The sequence below is a fragment of the Candidatus Hydrogenedentota bacterium genome (assembly GCA_018005585.1).
Lineage (GTDB): Bacteria > Hydrogenedentota > Hydrogenedentia > Hydrogenedentales > JAGMZX01 > JAGMZX01.
Genome location: JAGMZX010000066.1, coordinates 1 through 18,359, shown reverse-complemented (window position 1 = coordinate 18,359; position 18,359 = coordinate 1). Strand labels below are relative to the sequence as shown.

Here is an 18,359-nt window from a genome sequence, read left to right as displayed (position 1 = left end):
CCGGCATGCGCCTGACGGAGAAAACGGTCAGTTGGCCTATGTGAAGCACTATTCAAGAGACCAAAAGAATGCGGGAAGATCCTTCACCCAGTAGCTCGAGACTGGGACGAGAGGTTCACTGAGCCGCCATGGATAGCGGTAGTCTGGCTTGTTCGGTCGTGACCAAGTCCCCGCTCGTGTGGTAAAGGGCCGTGGTCGCGATTTCGCGCGAGGCACTCTCGCTCTCCGGTACGCGGACCGTGTACGAGAATTTCGCGGGCCACTGGGGCACTTCAATCCAGGCAAACTCGAGGACGCCTGCCCGGCCCTGTTGCGGCGCGACCGTCGGCGCGTTCCCGCCTGTAACGGCCTCAAACGTCCAGCCATCCGGCAGCACGGTCTGCAAACCGACCGCCGTCACCGCCTCCGCCCCGCTGTAACCCAGCTCGACATCAACCTGCACGGTTTCGCCTGGCTTGAAAGACGAATTGGCCGCGCCTTGAACGATGGTAATTCCGCTGGTTACGGGCGCGGCCGCTGCCTCTTCGGCCTTGGCCGCTTCTGGTACGGCGGATTCCGGTGATGCCGCTTCCCCGGGCGCTTCCTGGGCGGAGGACTCCGCGGGCGTTCCAGGCGTAGCCGCCGCGGGAGACGGCGTCAACGCCGTTTCCGGCATTGCGGCAGGTTGCGCTTCGGTCACGGGGGCTGCCGCGCTTGCCGCGGCGGCCTCCCCCATTTCGAGCGGGGTCACGATAAGACCCGTCCGTTGTTCATTGCCGCTCGTGCGGTAGAGCGCCTCGCCGGCAATGTCCTGGGCGCCTGACGCGTCCTGTGGCGCGCGCAGACGGTACGAGAACGTGGCGGGATATTGCGGAATATTGAACCAGGCAAACTCGACCTTGTTGCCGACCACGCGCTTGATATCGGGCAGCGCGCCCTCCTGGCTGGCGAATCCTTCGAAGGTCCAGCCTTCCGGCAAGGTCTCTTCCATGCCCATGGCCGTAACGGGTTCGCTGCCCTCTTTCAGAAAAGAGAGTTTCACGTCCACCGTGCCGCCCGGCTGATAACGCCCTGTTTGCACTTCGCGCGTCAGGAACAGCCTGGCGGGGGTATGTTGCGGCGCCGCGTCCGTGGCCGCGGGCGGCCTCTGTTGCGCTGTCTGCAGCGCCGGGACAGGACGCTGCACGTTCCGGTCCGGCGGCTGCGGCGTTTGCTGCGCGGCGTTCGTAGTCTGAGGCGATAGCGCCGGGCGCGCGCCTGCCACGGGCTGCTCGGTGACCTTCATCCGGCCGTCTTCGCGGCTCACATCCAGGAGAATGTATCCAACCACACCGATGCATACCAAGCCAAAGATAAAACCAACAACGGACCACTTGTTCATAGATCGTCTCCAGACCTTCCCCAGTTTCCGGGTCCCAAATGCGTCATGCGTATCGTATCACGCCCGCCGGGTACCGTGCCAAATACAATACCCGCGCTCTCCTGGGAAACGGCTTGCCGCCCCGGTTTGTTGACGCCGCCTGGGCTACGGCTTGCGCCACGGCGCGAACAGAGCCTGATATCCCAGATGCATCATGTACTGGTCCAGCACAATCATCGCCAGGAACGCCTCGGCCACGGGCCAGACACGGGCCACGATGGTCGGGTCGCGGCGCGTCACCGCCGACAGCACCCTGTTCTCCAGCGAGACTTTGTCGATGGTTTCCTGGTCCTTGGCAATGGTCGGGGTCGGCTTGACCGCAATGCGCGCGACCACCGGCTGGCCTGTGGTCAGGCCGCCGGTGAGCCCGCCTGCGTTATTGGAGGCGAAAACAACGTTGCCGTCCTTCACGCGCATGGCGTCGTTGCATTGCGAGCCGCGCATGTCCTTCACGGCATACCCCGCGCCGACCTCGACCGCCTTGACCGCGCCAATGCTCAGCATCTTGCCGATTTCACCGTCGAGCTTCCGGAAGACCGGCTCGCCCACGCCCGCCGGCAGGCCCGTGGCAACCGCTTCCACCAGGCCGCCGCTCGAGTCGCCTTCATCGCGGATTTCCAGGATGCGCCGTTCCATTTCAAAAGCCGCGTCCACGTCTGGGCAGTTCATCGTGAAATGAACGCCGTACTCTTCGCGTATGACCTCCGGGTTTACCACCCTGGCTGTGTCGCGTATACGCAAGAGGTCGCGCTCGAGTTCGGCGATTACGGCCATCTTGTGCAGGAACCGCATGTGCGGGTTGATCCGCCCCTCGGCAAACACCCACTGGTAGATCGGGTCATACTCGCGACGCACCTTGCGGAAACGTTCGACCTTCTCGCGCGCCGTTTCGAGGTCCACCTCCGATGCGCGCACACCCGCCGCCTCCTTCACGTAGGCGAACACCTCGATGCCGTGCTCGCGCAGGATGCGCCGCGCCACCGCGCCCGCCGCCACAATCGTGGACGTGTAGCGCCCGCTGAAGAAGCCCGCGCCGATCGAATCGTCCCACTCGCCGTATTTCTGGTACGAAGCATAAGAGGCATGGCCGGGCCGGGGCGTCCGGTTCGTCACCTGGTACTGCTCGATGTGCTCGAAATGGCGGTCCACGTTCGGGATCAGGATCGTCATCGGCGTACCGTTCGTATAACCCGCGTTCGAGAATCCCGGCATCGTGTCCGCGGCGTTGACCCCCGTGTAGATCACCGGTACGTCCGCTTCCCGGCGCGGCGAGGCCAGTTCGCTCTGGCCCGGCTTGCGCGTGAGCAACGCCTCGTATATGTCCGCATCCGTGATATACAGCCCGGGCGGAACCCCCTGAAGGACTACGGTCAGTCCTTCCTGGTAACTTCCACCCGCGACGGTGGTCTGAAACATGCTCCCGTAGCTGCAACCCAACATGTGCGTGTTCTCCCGATTAGACCGCTTTTCTTGTTTCCCCATGCGGTCTGCGGGCCGCAGAGCGCAAAGGCGAAAGATTATAGCACCACGGCTGGACGGAGTTCAGCCTGCAGAACGCACCGGAAACCCGCCTGCAACGACACGGCCGTCGAAAACCACAAAGTGCGAATACTGCATTATTTGACCGTTCTCAACAGGCGTGGTAAGATTGAAGCGTGTGGCTGTGTCTCATTTACCCGGGGAGTGCATGTCATGAGACGAAGCGAGGCGCGCGGGTTCACGCTTCTTGAATTGCTGACAGTTATTGCGATTATTGCGATTCTCGCCGCGATGATTTTCGCCGTTGGGCCGCGGCTTATCGAACGGGCACGCGTTCGTTCGTTGCAGGCGACCATGAACGAACTGCGGACGGCCTTGGCCCAGTATTATGCCACGCACGGGACCTACCCGCCTGCCTACGGCTACATCACCTTCGCGGGCGACCAGAAATACACGAATACGGGCGTGCGTCCGCCGGATAATGAGTTGTTTTGCCTGCGTCCGTTCATGTCGTTCGTCAGACTGCACGGCGTAACGGACTACTACGACAATTTTTCGGACGGCTACGACGCGGACCGCGACGGGGCCCTCAGTCTGTTCGAATTCTCACCCGTCGGCATCAAGGACCAGGCTACGGGCAAGATATCATTCCCCGACACAGTCCGCTACAACGGCAACAACGCCGCGCAGTTGACGGAATTCAGCCGGATTGGAGAAGAAGAGAAACGGCCCCTGATCTACATCCCGGTAAACAAGCGGCAATTCGAGAAAGCGCGCAAGTACTGGGTCACGCGCGCCGCCCAGAACCCAAACGACTTCTACGCGTTGAGTTGGGACCCGACAGACCCGCTCTTGCAGGGCATCACGTTTCCCCCCGCGAGTTACGACGCATTTGTCCTCATCAGCGTCGGCCCCGGCGGCAGCACCTTCGGCATTCCGCCGCCCGCCCCGACCAACAACGACACTTGGGACCAGGCAACGCTGAACATCATGAACACGTATCCCGACGACCTGTATCATATTATCGGGATGCGCGCCTACTTCATGGCGACACGCGACCTCGACGACAATGGGAAGCTCGATTTCCACTACGAGGACCGGCGCACGGGTGAAGCGCGCGGTACGGACACATACCAGATTATCATAGACGGCAATAATGTGACCGTACCTCTTGGCAATCTGTTGCCCGATCGCCGCGCACCGAACGGCTACGGTCCCTATATCTACGTGTATCAATGACCCGCGCCCGAACCGCGCGGCTTGAACGGACCCTCTTCGAGCGCCTGCCTTGGAGCAGGCGCTCGGCGTTTTCCTCCCCCTGCCCTGGGGTGCGGCAGCGTGCTCCCGCGGTCCAAACCGGCAGCAAGCTCCCACGTTTCACGGCGCTTGCCCTTCCCTGCCGCATGGGCCATAATGACGGCGCCTTGAACAAGGAGTGTGTGGGATGCCTGACCACGGGTACAACGCGCATGAAGGAGGGTTCCTGCTATGAAGTTTCCACTGGGTCGCCGTGAATTCCTGCAACTGGGCGTGGCTGGGTCGGCCTTGTGGCTGTTCGCGCCGTCGATGAAGGCATATGGGGCCGGCACGCCGCTGGTCAGTCCGGGCTGCCGCGGCACGAAGGTGCGGGTCGCGAAGTTGTACCTGGGCATACCGAAGGCGCTGTGGCCCACCCCGACGATGGACCTGAACGCCGAAATCGAGCGTTATGAAAGCGAGTTCCAAAGCCGCCCTGCCGATTTCGGAGACGTGGACTTCGCAGTAACGGAACTGGTCACCAGCCGCGAGCAGGCCGCGCAGCTGGCGGAGCGTCTGGGCGATGTCGACGGCATTCTGGCCGTTCATCTGTCCATGGGCGTCATGGAGATAGTGCAGGAGCTGCTCAAGTCCCGCAAGCCCACAGTCTTGTTTGCATCGCCGTATTCCGGGCATGAATGGACGGGTTTCGGTGCGCTGGAGCGCAGCGAGGCAGGGGCGCGGCTGTCGTGCATGCTCACGAGCGATATGGGGCAGTTGGCGGCGGCGGTGCGCCCCTTCCGGGCAATCCATCACCTGCGCGAAGCGAAAATTCTGAACGTCACGGCTCAGGATCCGAAAGCCGAATTCCTCCAGGCGGTAAAAGACAAGTTCGGCACGAGCATCGTGCGCATCGACCGGGACCGTGTACTGGCCGCGTATGAAAGCGTCGCGCCCGCGACAGCGGAGGCCGAGGCCGAACGCTGGATATCGGGGGCGGTCGAGGTGGTAGAGCCGCCGCGCGATGAAATCGTGCGGTCGTGCCGGCTCGCGCTCGCTTTCGAGCAACTGCTGGATGAGGAAAGCGGCACGGCGATCACCGTCGACTGTTACGGGTCGATGTACCGGAAATTGCCCGCATTCCCCTGCATAGGTTTCACCCGGCTCAACGACATGGGCCTTGCCGGCATCTGCGAGTCGGACCTGACCTCGGCCATGACGTTTCTCCTCATGCAGGCGATGTCGGGTAAGCCGGGCTTTATCAGCGACCCGACCGTCGATGAGTCAAAAGACGCGATCATTTTGGCGCATTGTCTCGGCTCGACCAAGATGAACGGTCCGAACGGCGAGGCATGCCCGTACAAGCTGCGCACAATCATGGAACGGCAGGAAGGCGCGGTGCCGCAAGTGTACATGCGCGCAGGCGAGCGCGTGACCCAGGGCATTCTTATCGGCGCGGACACGCTGCGCTATTTCACGGGAGATATTATCGAAGTGCCCGACACGGAGCGCGGCTGCCGCACAAAGGTCACCGTGAAGGTAGACGGCGACATCGGCGTACTCTGGCGCAATTGGGCGCACGGCCTGCATCGTGTCACGTGCTATGGCGACATGACGGATGATTTGCGCCGTTTCTGCCGCTTCGAGGGCATCCAACTGCTCGACGAAGCGCGCGCGGCGGACGCGGCTCGGGCGTAGGGCAGGTCTGGAACCAGAACAAAAGGCGGGAGGACCTGAACGATGCGTACTTTGGGCGGCATCGGTTTGGCGGCGCTTCTGTTGCTTGCGGGATGCGACAGCGGCTATGTGTTCGAACCCGAGGATATCCACGAGATCGCGAAACTGGGCGTGGGCCGGCCGGTGGAGGAAGGCATTGCCGCCATCCATCAGGCGCTCCGGGAACGGTACCCTGGAAAGATTCGCGGCGAAATGCGCTGGCATTTCAACAGGACCGGCGGCACCTTGGGCGAACTGACCATCCTCTATGCCTCGACAAAGGAGTACGTCCTCCTCTTCGGCACGCCCATCGGCAGCGAAGGGTTCTCAGGACGGTACGCCGACATGACCGTGTACGACTGCATGTTTGCGGGCGAGATGCGAACATATACCGAGGGGCAGACCGAAGCGACCGTTTATCTGCCCGGCGACTGCGCCGTGCTCGAACCCGGCCAGGGCAAGGGCTACAACATGACGGCCGACACATGGATGCTCGAATACACGCGCGGCAACATCCCCGCGGCGCTGCCCATCGGCGTATTTGCACCCGTCAGCGTCACGGCCGACTGGCACAACGCCTGGAACCTGTTCTGGGACTACGCCGCGGCGGTCTGGGACTCCTTCTGGAGGTAGTAGGTATTGTCGCCGGTAGCGGTTAGAGGTCCAATTGGCGTATAGAGTGGTGGCCGTACGGCCGGAGATGAGAACATTTGATTCTCTAAACCTCTCCATAGTGAAATACCTTGACGATATCAATCGGCGTTCAAAGGGGTTCGAAATAGGACGTCAGCACCATGAGACACAAGGACAGAAATCTTCTGTTTGGCATACTGGCGGTGCAGTTGCGGCGCGTGACTCCGGCTCAATTGGTTACCGCGGCAGCGAAATGGGCTGTCGAACCGGACAAGGAGATAGCCGCGTTTCTTCGAGAGGCGGATGTGCTGTCTCAGAATGATGTTCATCTACTCAATCAATTTGTGGACGCCGCCATTGCAGCCCATCACGGAGACGCGGAGGCCACGCTTACTGCTTTCGGCGGCAACGAACAACTTCTGCATTCCTTCGCGGGTTGTGTACACCGTACACGTGACGGGAATCTGGAGATTCAGGTGTCGCCCGAGGCCCGCGGCGAGTGGGACGGTGCGTCCTCGACGGTCCAAGAAGCTCCGGGAAGATACAGCGAATTCGGAGTACATGGCCACGGCGGCATGGGACGTGTCCTCCTTGTTTATGATGCCTTTCTAGGGCGCGATATCGCGTTGAAGGAGTTGTTGCCAGAAATCTGCCCCAATGGGCCTGATAGCCCGGCCCGGATAGACACTCCCTTGATGGCTCGCTTTCTTCAGGAAGCACGTATCACCGGTCAGTTGGAACACCCTGCGGTTGTCCCCGTTTATGAACTTGGCCGGCGCTCAAACGGCAATCTTTACTACACAATGAAATTCGTGCGCGGTCGAACACTGGATGCCGCGCTCACGGAGGCGAAAACGCTCGAAAACCGGCTGCGCATGCTTCCCCACTTCGTCGCCTTGTGCAACGCAGTGGCCTATGCTCACAATCGATCGGTTATACATAGAGATATTAAACCTGCTAATATCATGGTAGGCGAGTTTGGTGAAACGGTCGTGCTGGATTGGGGTCTTGCCAAGTGCAGCCGAGACAGAGACGCCCATCGTGAAGATTTGGAACAGACCTTTCATGCCTTGTATCTTGGTGATACGGTTGCGCTTGCAAAAACCCGTTACGGGCAAGCCATAGGCACCCCGATGTACATGTCTCCTGAGCAGGCCCGGGGCCAGATCGACCTCGTGGACGAACGGTCTGATGTTTACGCGCTTGGGGCGGTGCTGTACGTATATCTCACCGGGCAAGCACCCTACAACGGCGGCAACCTCAAGGAAGTCCTTGATAAGGTCATCCAGGAATCCCCGACGCCGGTTCGTACCCTTGAACAGGATGCGCCGGAAGAACTCATCTCAATCTGCAAACGCGCCATGGCCAAAGAGCCCGCCAATCGTTACGCTTCCGCAAGAGAACTTGCTGCCGAGGTCGAGCGTTTCTTGTCCGGCGCTCTCGTAGATGCCTACCACTACAAGCTCAGTGAGCGGCTCGCGCGTTTCATCCGTAAACACCGCCTTGTCCTCTTGTCTGGCGCCACAGCATTGTTGCTCATCATTGCGGTCAGCGCTTTTTATAACGTCCGGCTCTATCAGGCACACGGCAGCGAGCAAGCAGCGCGGTTCCGGGCGGAGGAGACAAGGGAAGTCGCTGAGACTGCCCGCGCGCAGGCGGACCAGTCCGCGTACTACGCATCCATTGGCTTGGCGGAACGTTGTGTGGAACAGCGGCAGTACGATCAGGCCCGTCTGGCGCTTGCCGAATGTCCACCGCACCTAAGGAACTGGGAATGGGGCTTTTTGCAGGCCGCCTGTCACCACGACGTCATGACGATACGAGCGCATGAGGGCCCTGTCAATGCCTTGGCAGTGACTCCGGATGGCCGTCTGGCTGCAACGGGGACCATCGATGGAATCATTACCGTATGGGATTGCCACACCGCGCAGCAGGATTCTCTTCTTAGCATGATTCCGCGCTGGACAAAACAGGTTCATACGGAGGCCGTATCAGACCTCGCTTTCTCGCACGACGGCAAACGGCTCGCGTCCTCCAGTGTGGACGATACCGTAATCCTGCTCAACGCAAGCGATGGGCAAGTGGTCAATCAGTTAATGGGTCACCAAGACAACGTATACACAGTCCAATTCTCGCCCGATGACGCGCTGCTTCTCACATCGAGCGCTGATGGAACCGCCCGTATCTGGAACCTGACGCAATCCAGTCAATCGATTTCCCTGACCCCGCACGAAGGACAAGTCCTGGCAACTGCTTGGCATCCCCGTGGAGAGTTCATCGTAACCGATGGGTACAACGACCCTGTCCGTTTCTGGAATCCCGCGTCGGGTGAATGCATCAAGACTCTGGAGCAGCCAAGTGCCATTCAAGGCGACGCGGTTGCCTTCTCTCCAGATGGAAAGGAGATTGCCCTCGCAAGCACGGCGGTCACAATCATCGACGCAGCTACAACGGAGATCGTACGCACTATTGATTTGCGCGCTTATGAATCGTTTACAACATTGGCCTATAGCCCCGACAGCATATATCTCGCTGCGGCAGGCAGCGATCGCCGGATTTGGGTTTGGAGAGCCGCCACAGGAGAACTGGCCGCCACCTTTGCCGGACATAGCAGCTATGTAAACCGGATCGTATTCCTGCCCGACAGTTCCACAGTCCTTTCAGCTTCTGATGATGGAACCATCAAGTGCTGGGATTTCGGCGCAGTGGGCCAGAGAACGCTCCATCGTGAGCGTTCGGGCGCTGTCAACGTTTTGGCCTTCAGTCTGAACGGTGCTCTGTTGGCCACGGCTTCGGAAGACGGTACAGCCTGTCTGTGGGACGCAGACTCGGGGAAACTGAATGCAGAACTGCGCGGCCATGAGGGCGCAGTTCTCGCAGCGACCTTTTCCCCCGACGGGCGTACGCTGGCAACGGGAGGGGTCGATCAGAATGTCATTCTATGGGACACGGCCACCGGAAATGTCCGCACGAAGCTCGAACAAGATAATCACGCAATGAGCCTTGCCTTCAGCCCGGATGGCAGACAACTTGCCGTGGGCACGGGACAATGGCCCGCGCGCGGCAAGACGCCCGTCGCTATCTGGGATATGAACACGAATACATGCCTCATCCGTCTACAGCAACACGAAGGCGCGGTGTATAGTGTCGCCTTCAGTCCAGACGGCAAGACGCTCGCCACAGGCGGCAGCGACCGAATGCTCCGTCTGTGGGACACGGCTCTCTGGCGGAAGACCGCGGAATTCGCGGGACCGCGCGCATGGGAGGGGCTGGCTTTCAGCACGGACGGGCATACCTTGGCCGCAGGATGCAGGGACTACAATTTGTATGTGTTTGATCTCGCCACAGGACAACCGGTCCACGTGCTTCGCGGCCACGGCGCCTATGTTCACGATATCGTCTTTGGACTGCAGGACAGCAGGCTTATGACAGCTGCTGGGGACGGCACAATCCGGCTCTGGGACGCCTTGGCTGGACGGGAACTTATATCCATTGAAGGTCACGGCGGTTCCGTTGCAAGTGTGGACTTCTCCGTCAGACACAACATGTTTGCTTCGTGCAGTTCCGACGGCCTGATACGGCTATGGACCGCCTTTCCATGGCAGGGTCCCGACATCGAGAGCGAAGCCCGTCTTGAATCCTACAACCGTCGTTACTGGAAACAAGAGCGCAGTCGCAATAGTGCTTGGGCCAATCCTCATGGTCACGTGCTCCTTCCCAAGCAGAGACTACCGCTAGCCTCCAATCCCAGCATGACAGAAGAGTTCTCTATAAACCATTCAATTATTTTAGATACTGTAGCCGTTAATGATATAAGAGCTACAATGGCCACGGTCAGCGGCAGGATTGTGAATACCGGCGGCGGCGCCATCACGGAATACGGCGTCTGCTGGAGCACGACCGACCCGCCGACTATCGATGGACCCAAGACCCCCTCAATCGGGCATTTCGACGGCACATACACCCTGGCCATGAATGGACTCCAGCCCGCCACGGAGTATTTCGTGCGCGCCTATGCGGTCAACGAGGCTGGCGATGTTGGCTACGGTCAGTCAAACAACTTCAGGACGGCCGACAAGCCCCCGATCGAACTGCCGACCGTGACCATATACGCGGCGCCGCTCGAGATAACGTCCACTTCGGGCAAAATCTACGGGACCTTGGAAGCCCGCGGCGGCACGGTATCGGAATCTGGCGTTTGGTACAGTGACAACGACAGCGACCCTCGGCGGGAAAAACAGGCGGCATTCCTGCCCGGTGTACAAGAGTCCGAAACCAGATTCTATTGTGTCTTGAGCAGCCTCAAGCCCGACACGACGTATTACGTACGCGGCTATGTCAAGACCGAAGCCGGCGAAACCTACGGCGAGCCGGTGATAAAGTTCAAGACCGCCGCGGTGGTGACTGCTGCACCGACGCCGCCCGCGACTCCGCCGTCCCCGCCTGCGGCGACGCCGCAGCAGCCATCCGCCCCACAAGTCGTAGTACACTCGACCCCTGCGGCGCCGGCGCCAGCGCCGTCACAACAGAGTGGCGGTGCGTGGGAACAGGTGATGCAGCCTCCCCAGCCGGCACGGCCCGCGCCGGTATCGCCGCCGCCCGCGGTTACGCGGCCTTCGCCCCCGCCGCCGCCTCCGCCGACGCCGGAACCACCACGACAGGACGGCACTAAGTTCTACCGTGGGGGCAGGGGAGGTAAACCGGGCTGGTGATGTGTGTCTGCCACTGCTGGTCGTTTCGCGGACTGTGCCTTGGCATCAGGCTTCCGCCAACGACCCTGCATTTCGCGCACCAGGTATCTCATCTGCCGCGATGTGGGTCCGGCAACCGGTGTGCGTAAGTGCCGCATCAGTTGCCCTTCCGAACCTCTCAACCACTGACACTGCCAGGGTCTTTTCGAATCTCACAGTGTCGTTCAATCAATGAACGGGAGAGACCTTCAATGAGTCATGACAAGAGGAATCGCACGGTATTGTGGGGAATCACGCTGGCGCTCGTATTTCCGCTGCTGGCCGCTTCAACCGCCGTCCGGGCCCAGTTCGCGCCTTCCACGAGTCTGGAAGGCTATGCGTTCAAGATCTACCGGACGGAATCGGGCTTGTATCCCTTTGTCCGGGTCTATATGCGCACCTTTGACCAGAACATGCAACCGCTCCTCAATCTGAATGAACTGAATGTGGGCGTCATGGTGGATGGCCGGTCGTACGACCCCGCCAAGCGGCAGTACACGGTGCAGACCTTGCGCACCTGCGATGAGGCGGTGCAGTGCGTCTTTGTAATCGACTGCAGCGGGAGCATGGCCGGCCCGCCGTTCCAGGCCGCCCTGAACGCCGCTACGCGCTTCATTACCAACAAGCGCCCGCAGGACCAGATCGGCATCATCGCCGTGCGGGATAGCGACAATCTATATGAACTGGTCTCCAATTTCGAGAAGAACAGCACCGTGCTGGGCCAAAGGATGCTCGACCTGCGGGCGGACGCCAAGACCACGCGCCTGTATGACGGCATCTACGCCGCTATCCAGATGTGCGGCATGACCCCGACGGGCGGCGTAAACTCCGCGGACGCGGACTATATCGCCTCTCGGTCGATCATCGTCTTCTCCGACGGGAAAGACGAGGGCAGCGTAATGTCGCGGGATGACCTGATGACGCGCATCAGCAACATGACCATTCCCATACCCATCTACTCGCTGGCCTACACGCGCGTGGAACGGAAGTACCTGGGGAACCTCGAAGCCCTGTCCAAGAACACATTCGGCAAATACTTCGATATCGGCGAAGCCCTCGAGAATATGACCCGCTCCGTCGAGGACATCCAGAATATCGTCCAGAACGACTACGTGGTTACCCTGCGGTCCTATCAGCCCGTCGACGGGCGGCCGCACAGCCTGAAGATCGGCCTGGAATACCCCTCGCGCAGCGGCCGCATGACCTATCAGGACACGCAGTTTGAAGCCATCGAGCCACCGCCGCTCGAACTCGTGTTGCAGAAACAGGCGGTGTACAATCACCACCTGAAACCGCTTACGCCGCCGGACAGTCCGTACCTGCAGAACCCCTATTCGGCGCAGACGCAACCCCCTGCCCCGAGCATGCCGCCTGAACCGCCGCAAGGACAATGAGCATGCGGAATGAAAAAACGCGCGGCGTTCTTGAGTGTCGGATGGAATATCAGCAATACTGCGGACATGTCCCGCAGATTGAATCGTGTGCCGCTTACGCCCTGTTTGGCTGAAAAGGGGCAACTCGCGTCTGGGTGCCTACCAGATTGACTCGCCATCGCCGGGCTCCTACAATGGCCCCATGGAATGTCCCGTCTGCAAAGAACCGCTTATCGTCCTCGAGTATGAGGACGTCGAGGTGGACTATTGCGCCGGCTGCCAGGGTGTCTGGCTCGACGCGGGCGAACTCGAATTGCTGTTCGGCGACCGCGCCGTGACGCAGGGTTTCATGACGGCGGGCAACAGCGCGCAGGCGCCGCGCGAACAGGCGCGGCGTTGCCCCATTTGCGGGAAGAAGATGGCCAAGCACACGACGGGCGGCGCCGCGCCAGTGCTGTATGACCGATGCCCGCGCGGCGACGGGCTGTGGTTTGACGCGGGCGAACTGGCCACGGTCCTGCGATACGGCAGCCCGGCGCCCGGCGGCGAGGAAGTGGCGCGCTGGCTCCGGGAAATGTTCCCGGAACGGGCCAACGCGCCTCAGCGCAGCGAATAAGGGCGCTTGCCCCGGTGTAGATCACAAACGAGAAGAACGCGAGGCGGAGGATCGAATAATGAGCGCAGGTATCATCGTATTGCTCGTGCTTGCCGGACTGGCGGCGTTGTTTGTCCTGTGGATGATTGGCGTGTACAACGTGCTGGTCCGTCTGCGCAATGAAGTGCGCAATGCGTGGTCGCAGATTGACGTGCAGCTCAAGCGCCGGCACGACCTGATCCCGAATCTCGTCGAGACGGCCAAGGGCTACATGCAGCACGAGCGGCAAACGCTCGAGAATGTCACGCGCGCGCGCAATCTCGCGGCGGGCGCATCGGGGCACGGTGTCGGCGAGCAGGCAAAGGCGGAATCCGGCCTGAGTCAGGCGTTGAGCAGCTTCTTTGTCGTGGTCGAGCAGTATCCCGACCTGAAGGCAAACCAGAATTTCCTCGCGCTGCAGGAAGAGCTCACCTCGACCGAAAACAAGATCAGTTTCGCGCGCCAGGCTTACAACGACCAGGCCATGCAACTCAACAACAAGGTCGAGATGTTCCCCAGCAACGTCGTCGCAGGCATATTCAGCTTCAAACAAGCGGAATTCTTCGAGATCGAAGCCCCGGCCGAACGCGAAGCCCCGAAAGTCAGTTTCTCCTGAGAAAAACCTCTCTTGCGTCCGCACAAGGCAACAATCCCGGCGGGAAAGCTGTCCATTCACTGACCCGCCTCAGCTACAGAGCGTCGCACCGCCGGACGCTGCGGCATGCGCCGGAACGCCGGGGTTCGATCACCCGCCAGACGGCCCGCGGACGCCGTTTTCGAGCGCGGCGAGGTTATGCCGTGCGGCGGCAAGGCCGGGCGCAAGTCTGAGCGCGCGTTCGAGGCTCTCGCGCGCTCTCGCACACTGCCCTAATGCGTGGAGCACGACGCCGAGGCCGTTGTGCGTGAAAGGGTCTTCCGGGTCGAGATGCAACGCTTCGACCAGCGTGGGGAGCGCGTCCTCCGGGAGTCCCTTTTGAAACAAGCCTTCGGCTTCGGTGCGCAAGATATGCGCGCGCACCAGGTGCTGGAACTCAGCGAGTTTCGGGGCAAGGTCCCGGGCCAGTTCCAGTTCATGGAGCGCCCGGGCGGGTTGCCCGAGCCGGTCCAGCACTCGCGCAAGCCCCACATGCGCCAGAACCGGTTTCGGGTCCGCCTCCAGCACGGCTTCGAGCCTGCGCCGGGCGTCGTCCAGCCGCCCTTCCCGGCAATCGATCGCGGCCAGCGCCGTTATAGCATGCGGAGGGGCATTGCCCTGCTGCTCGACTGCTTCCAGCAGGGGCCGCGCTGCTTCGAGGTCACCGCGGTTTAACAGGATGTTCGCCAGCGTGAGCGCCGACGCGGTGTGCCGCGGGTCGAGAGCCAGCGCATTGCGGCAGGCGGCTTCGGCTTCGGCTGTCAGGCCGCAGGCCAGCGCCTGTTCCGCGAAATCGTGCAGCGCCTTCGGGTTTTCCGGTTGGCCGGCCATCTTGCGGCGCGCAATGGCAAGGTAGAACGCGCCTTTGCCGCCCTGCCGCGCGCATGCGGGGTCGTAGCCGTAGTGATGGATGAGGATATTCTCCCGGAGAATGCGGCCTCCGCGCTCGATGACGCTCTCGGTGATGTTCTCGTGCACCGGTTCGCGGTATTCGAATCCCATGCGGTTGCGGAACAGGCGCAACAGTTCCGCGCGGATATAGCCGGAGAAGCCTCGTGCGTATTCGGCGTCCGGCTCAACGGGCGTCCATCGCCACGCCCTCGGGTCATCGCAATAGTTCGCCAGCACCAGCTCCACCGCGTCCGCACCGCAGCCGTCCCGGTCCACGAGGCCGCGAATGCGCCGCGCGCCGTCCGGATCGAGCATCTCATCCGCATCGATATGCAACAGCCAGTCCCCTGATGCGGCGCGGATGGTCTCGTTGCGCGCCGCCGCGAAGTCGTCTCGCCACACGATGGATAAGACCCGCGCGCCCGCTGCCTTGGCCAGCGCGGCGGTGCTGTCCGTTGAGCCTGTATCACCGACCACGATCTCGTCCGCAATGGCACGCACGCTCGACAGGCACGCCGCTATTCGCGGGGCCTCGTTCTTGACGATCAGGATGACGGAGAGGGTTGGCATGACACGGCCTTTTGCTTCCTGACGTTGCAGGAATCAGTGTAGCCGCTCGGGGCGTGCCGCGTCACATGAACTGGAAGGCCGGGGTGGGCGGTTCCGGGAACAAGGGGCAAAAAAGAAGCCGGAAGGAATCGCTTCCTCCCGGCGGGGCATCAAGAACGGTCAGGTAAGGTACTTGAGCAGCCGCTCCGCGACCTTACTGACTTCTTCGGGCTTCTTGTAGTCGGCGCGCTCAATACTCGCTTTCGCCTCGGCCACGCGGTCGGCGCGCACGCCGGATTCCGCCTTGCTCAGGCGCACGATCTTGGCGACCTCGGCAGCGGCTCGCGCTTCGCTGCTGATAACGGCGACATCGTCCGGGGACTTGTCCGCGGATTCCGCTGCCGCGGCGCGCCGGGCCTCTTCCTCCCGTTCCGCGCGGACTTTCTCCGCCCGGTCCGGTTTCGGCTCCGGCAGACCACCTATGCCCTGAATCGTCACCATGCAAAAGACTCCTTTGGGGCCACACAGCCCCGCCCGGCGATGGGCACGTCCCGATCACCCGGCTCATCTGCTTATATCGGCGGAAACCGGTGGAACTTTAGCGGCTCCTGAACATTACGAACGCCGCACCCTCCTTTGTACACTATTTCGAGCGCCAGCGCAACCCCCAGCATGTCCAACCCGCTGAGGGACAATGGTTTGCACACAGCAATCCCAACGGCGCAAACGGTCCGCCCCGCCCCAGCCGGTCAGACGCTCCACGGCGCGCGGTAGTCGCGTGTAAGCCATTCGGGAGCGCCGCCGCCCTCGGCGAAACGCATTTCCTTCGGCTCCCACTTGATCACCGCATGGTGGTAATAGGCCTGATTCAGAAGATGACAACAGATAGCGCTGCGGCCACCGACCACTTCGTCGGTGATCGGGCGGTTGCGCGACTCGGCGCAGTCCAGGAAGTTGCGGAGGTGGTCTTGGCTGACGTACAGCTTGACGGGCGCGTTACTGAGGTACTCCTTTTCGACAAAGTTGAGCGCGGCGGTAAGCGACCCGCCTTCCTCGCGGTTCACGAAGCCGGCGACCCTGGCGCCGTCGCGCCAGAACTCGAACTGACCGCGATTGACCTTCACCTCGCCGTTTTCCCCGTGGAAATGCGCGCCAAATCCATTCGTATGGATGACACGAATACCCTGGTCGTAGACCAAAACCGCGCCGCTGGCCGCGGCCGCGTCGTCCGGCGGTCGCGCTTCGAGCGGCCCGCTATCGTCCATGCCCAACCCCCATTGCGCAATGTCAACATGGTGCGCGCCCCAGTCGCACACCGCGCCGCCGCCAAATTCCTGGTACTTGCGCCAGTCGGGAAAATGGTCGTGCACGCCGCGCGGGCTCAACACGGAGTTGTACGGGCGCATCGGCGCAGGGCCGACCCAGAAGTCCCAGTCGAGCCCGGGTTCCATTTCCTCTTCCGGCAGGTCGCAAGGTACGCCGGGCGGGCCAAAGCTGCACTCGACATGGCTGACCTTGCCGATGGCGCCGTTGCGCACGAGTTCGCAGGCCACGCGGAATTCCGTCATCGAACGCTGCATGGAGCCGGTCTGCAGAATGCGCTGGTTCGCCTTCGCTGCGTTCATGATGGCAACCGCTTCGTGAATATTGTGTGTCAGCGGCTTCTCGCAATAGACGTCTTTGCCGGACTGCAGCGCCGCGATGGCCGGAATAGCATGCCAGTGGTCCGGCGTGGCGATGCACACCGCGTCGATGCCGGCCCGTGCGGTAATTTCCCGGAAATCGTTGTATGCGCTGCAATCGGCGGCGCCGCGCTTGGGGTTCGCGGCGTAGTACGCATTCACCTGCTCCTGCGCGGCTGTGCGGCGCGTCGTGTCCACGTCGCAGACCGCGACGACACGGGTCCGTTTGTGGTGCAGGAATGCATCCAGCAGATACCGGCCCTGCTTGCCCATGCCGATAAAGCCCATCACGATGCGGTCATTGGGTTTCGTCTCCGCAGCCCATATCGCGGACGGCAGGATCAACGGCGCGGAGGACAGCAAAGACATCTGCTTGAGAAACGTACGGCGGCTGTTATTCATCTACGGCTCCCTGCGCTTCAAGAACCCATTTCCGGCGCGCGACCCATTCGCCGGTGCAAGCGCCGGCCCCCGACGTAGGGTCGCTTGTCGAACCGGCACATCGTAGCACCTTTTCCCGCCAGGATAAATAAGGTTCTCAGGCCCGGCTTGCCGGCGGCGTCTGGCAAACACACCAGGACTTCGCACGTTGCCACCGGAAAGCGCGCCGGCAACTGTTCGCGCAACACGGCTGGAGGATGGGATTTTCCGGCCATGGAGGTCAACGGAATGCAACGGGACGCCTCAAGCTTGCGCGTCCTGCTGTCCATGCCCAAGCTCCGGCCCTTTACCTCGAACGCCGCCGCCGCGTGGTCGAACAGATCCTTTTGCCAACGGTAGAACAGATTCGGCGCGATCCCCAGGTCCTCGCAGACCGACGACACCGCCTCGCCGCCCACCACGTGCCGCTTCACCGCTTCGGCCTTGTCTTCAGACGTAAACTGCCTCCGTGTTCGCTTCTCGTCGCCCATCCTTCTGGCTCCTCTTGGGTTGGACCTTGTCTCTTATACCAGTTTCCCGGTTGTCCAATTCCAAGAGAAGCAAGACACCGCATACCGCCGAGGACTTACGGATAGAGAATTTCGAGTGAGAGAAAAATGGTGGGCGATTCCGTCCTGAAGTCGGAAAATCTGCTTCGAGTATACCTGGAATAGCCCATAAACTGAGACGGGCAACATCACACACATCATATCCGTCAGGATGCGTGGCCCGATGACCGGAACCCCGGTCATGGCTGTGTATCCTTGGCGAATAAAACGCAAAAGAATCCCATCTTGCGTCAGAGGTTGAAACAGTTGGACAAAGTCTGACAAGTCCGACAGGTACTATTGCCTAATCCTCCACTCTCAGCACGACCTTCCCGGTCGTTTTCCGTTCGGCGATCAGTTGTTGGGCCTCTGCGGCGCGCTCCAACGGCAGGACATGGTTGACGACGATTTCCAGTGCGCCGTCTGTCAGCCACT

General features: G+C 61.3%; 14 protein-coding genes. 7 read left to right on the top strand and 7 right to left on the bottom strand.

The features are described 5' to 3' along the window. Positions 1 to 115 precede the first annotated feature (115 nt). Together KA184_12555 and KA184_12550 are read right to left on the bottom strand one after the other, a co-directional pair. Positions 116 to 1,360: a hypothetical protein gene (locus KA184_12555; GenBank protein MBP8130402.1), complete on the bottom strand. Its 1,245-nt coding sequence runs from the start codon at positions 1,358 to 1,360 to the stop codon at positions 116 to 118. A gap of 144 nt (positions 1,361 to 1,504) precedes the next feature. Next, complete coding sequence (locus KA184_12550; protein ID MBP8130401.1) at positions 1,505 to 2,839, bottom strand: chorismate synthase; 1,335 nt, start codon at positions 2,837 to 2,839, stop codon at positions 1,505 to 1,507. Positions 2,840 to 3,091: 252 nt separating this feature from the next. Here KA184_12550 and KA184_12545 point away from each other — a divergent pair, with 252 nt between their 5' ends. The 7 genes from KA184_12545 (at position 3,092) to KA184_12515 (ending at position 13,816) form a co-directional block, all read left to right on the top strand. Further along, complete coding sequence (locus KA184_12545; GenBank protein ID MBP8130400.1) at positions 3,092 to 4,117, top strand: prepilin-type N-terminal cleavage/methylation domain-containing protein; 1,026 nt, start codon at positions 3,092 to 3,094, stop codon at positions 4,115 to 4,117. A gap of 249 nt (positions 4,118 to 4,366) precedes the next feature. After that, on the top strand, positions 4,367 to 5,812 hold the full coding sequence (locus KA184_12540; GenBank protein MBP8130399.1) for a hypothetical protein: 1,446 nt from the start codon (positions 4,367 to 4,369) through the stop codon (positions 5,810 to 5,812). Positions 5,813 to 5,854: 42 nt separating this feature from the next. Continuing rightward, positions 5,855 to 6,463, top strand: coding sequence for a hypothetical protein (locus KA184_12535; GenBank protein ID MBP8130398.1), 609 nt, complete (start codon positions 5,855 to 5,857; stop codon positions 6,461 to 6,463). A 161-nt stretch (positions 6,464 to 6,624) separates the two neighbouring features. Beyond that, entirely contained in the window at positions 6,625 to 11,175 is a 4,551-nt protein-coding gene (locus KA184_12530; protein ID MBP8130397.1) for a protein kinase, read from the top strand. Positions 11,176 to 11,405: 230 nt separating this feature from the next. Beyond that, entirely contained in the window at positions 11,406 to 12,587 is a 1,182-nt protein-coding gene (locus tag KA184_12525) for a VWA domain-containing protein (protein MBP8130396.1), read from the top strand. Positions 12,588 to 12,768: 181 nt separating this feature from the next. Next, a complete protein-coding gene (locus tag KA184_12520) occupies positions 12,769 to 13,182 on the top strand; it encodes a zf-TFIIB domain-containing protein (GenBank protein ID MBP8130395.1) in 414 nt (137 codons plus the stop codon). A 58-nt stretch (positions 13,183 to 13,240) separates the two neighbouring features. Beyond that, positions 13,241 to 13,816 (top strand): LemA family protein, encoded by a 576-nt coding sequence (locus KA184_12515; protein MBP8130394.1) that lies wholly within the window; start codon positions 13,241 to 13,243, stop codon positions 13,814 to 13,816. Between the two features lie 129 nt (positions 13,817 to 13,945). Here the strand turns inward: KA184_12515 and KA184_12510 are convergent, their stop codons facing one another. The 5 genes from KA184_12510 to KA184_12490 form a co-directional block, all read right to left on the bottom strand. Next, positions 13,946 to 15,295 carry a glycosyltransferase gene (locus KA184_12510; GenBank protein ID MBP8130393.1) on the bottom strand — a complete coding sequence of 450 codons (1,350 nt, stop codon included), beginning with the start codon at positions 15,293 to 15,295 and terminating at the stop codon, positions 13,946 to 13,948. 159 nt (positions 15,296 to 15,454) lie between these two features. Further along, on the bottom strand, positions 15,455 to 15,775 hold the full coding sequence (locus tag KA184_12505) for a flagellar biosynthesis anti-sigma factor FlgM (protein ID MBP8130392.1): 321 nt from the start codon (positions 15,773 to 15,775) through the stop codon (positions 15,455 to 15,457). Between the two features lie 248 nt (positions 15,776 to 16,023). Next, complete coding sequence (locus KA184_12500; GenBank protein MBP8130391.1) at positions 16,024 to 17,358, bottom strand: Gfo/Idh/MocA family oxidoreductase; 1,335 nt, start codon at positions 17,356 to 17,358, stop codon at positions 16,024 to 16,026. Positions 17,359 to 17,375: 17 nt separating this feature from the next. After that, positions 17,376 to 17,867: a transposase gene (locus KA184_12495; GenBank protein ID MBP8130390.1), complete on the bottom strand. Its 492-nt coding sequence runs from the start codon at positions 17,865 to 17,867 to the stop codon at positions 17,376 to 17,378. 361 nt (positions 17,868 to 18,228) lie between these two features. Beyond that, positions 18,229 to 18,359: zinc-binding dehydrogenase (locus tag KA184_12490; GenBank protein MBP8130389.1), on the bottom strand; the 131-nt coding region annotated here is incomplete at its 5' end.

What these genes read in the sequence shown, in the direction of transcription:
- KA184_12555 (MBP8130402.1), bottom strand. Translation starts at nt 1,360, where the DNA reads ATGAACAAGTGGTCCGTTGTTGGTTTTATCTTTGGCTTGGTATGCATC.
- KA184_12550 (MBP8130401.1), bottom strand. Translation starts at nt 2,839, where the DNA reads ATGTTGGGTTGCAGCTACGGGAGCATGTTTCAGACCACCGTCGCGGGT.
- KA184_12545 (MBP8130400.1), top strand. Translation starts at nt 3,092, where the DNA reads ATGAGACGAAGCGAGGCGCGCGGGTTCACGCTTCTTGAATTGCTGACA.
- KA184_12540 (MBP8130399.1), top strand. Translation starts at nt 4,367, where the DNA reads ATGAAGTTTCCACTGGGTCGCCGTGAATTCCTGCAACTGGGCGTGGCT.
- KA184_12535 (MBP8130398.1), top strand. Translation starts at nt 5,855, where the DNA reads ATGCGTACTTTGGGCGGCATCGGTTTGGCGGCGCTTCTGTTGCTTGCG.
- KA184_12530 (MBP8130397.1), top strand. Translation starts at nt 6,625, where the DNA reads ATGAGACACAAGGACAGAAATCTTCTGTTTGGCATACTGGCGGTGCAG.
- KA184_12525 (MBP8130396.1), top strand. Translation starts at nt 11,406, where the DNA reads ATGAGTCATGACAAGAGGAATCGCACGGTATTGTGGGGAATCACGCTG.
- KA184_12520 (MBP8130395.1), top strand. Translation starts at nt 12,769, where the DNA reads ATGGAATGTCCCGTCTGCAAAGAACCGCTTATCGTCCTCGAGTATGAG.
- KA184_12515 (MBP8130394.1), top strand. Translation starts at nt 13,241, where the DNA reads ATGAGCGCAGGTATCATCGTATTGCTCGTGCTTGCCGGACTGGCGGCG.
- KA184_12510 (MBP8130393.1), bottom strand. Translation starts at nt 15,295, where the DNA reads ATGCCAACCCTCTCCGTCATCCTGATCGTCAAGAACGAGGCCCCGCGA.
- KA184_12505 (MBP8130392.1), bottom strand. Translation starts at nt 15,775, where the DNA reads ATGGTGACGATTCAGGGCATAGGTGGTCTGCCGGAGCCGAAACCGGAC.
- KA184_12500 (MBP8130391.1), bottom strand. Translation starts at nt 17,358, where the DNA reads ATGAATAACAGCCGCCGTACGTTTCTCAAGCAGATGTCTTTGCTGTCC.
- KA184_12495 (MBP8130390.1), bottom strand. Translation starts at nt 17,867, where the DNA reads ATGGGCGACGAGAAGCGAACACGGAGGCAGTTTACGTCTGAAGACAAG.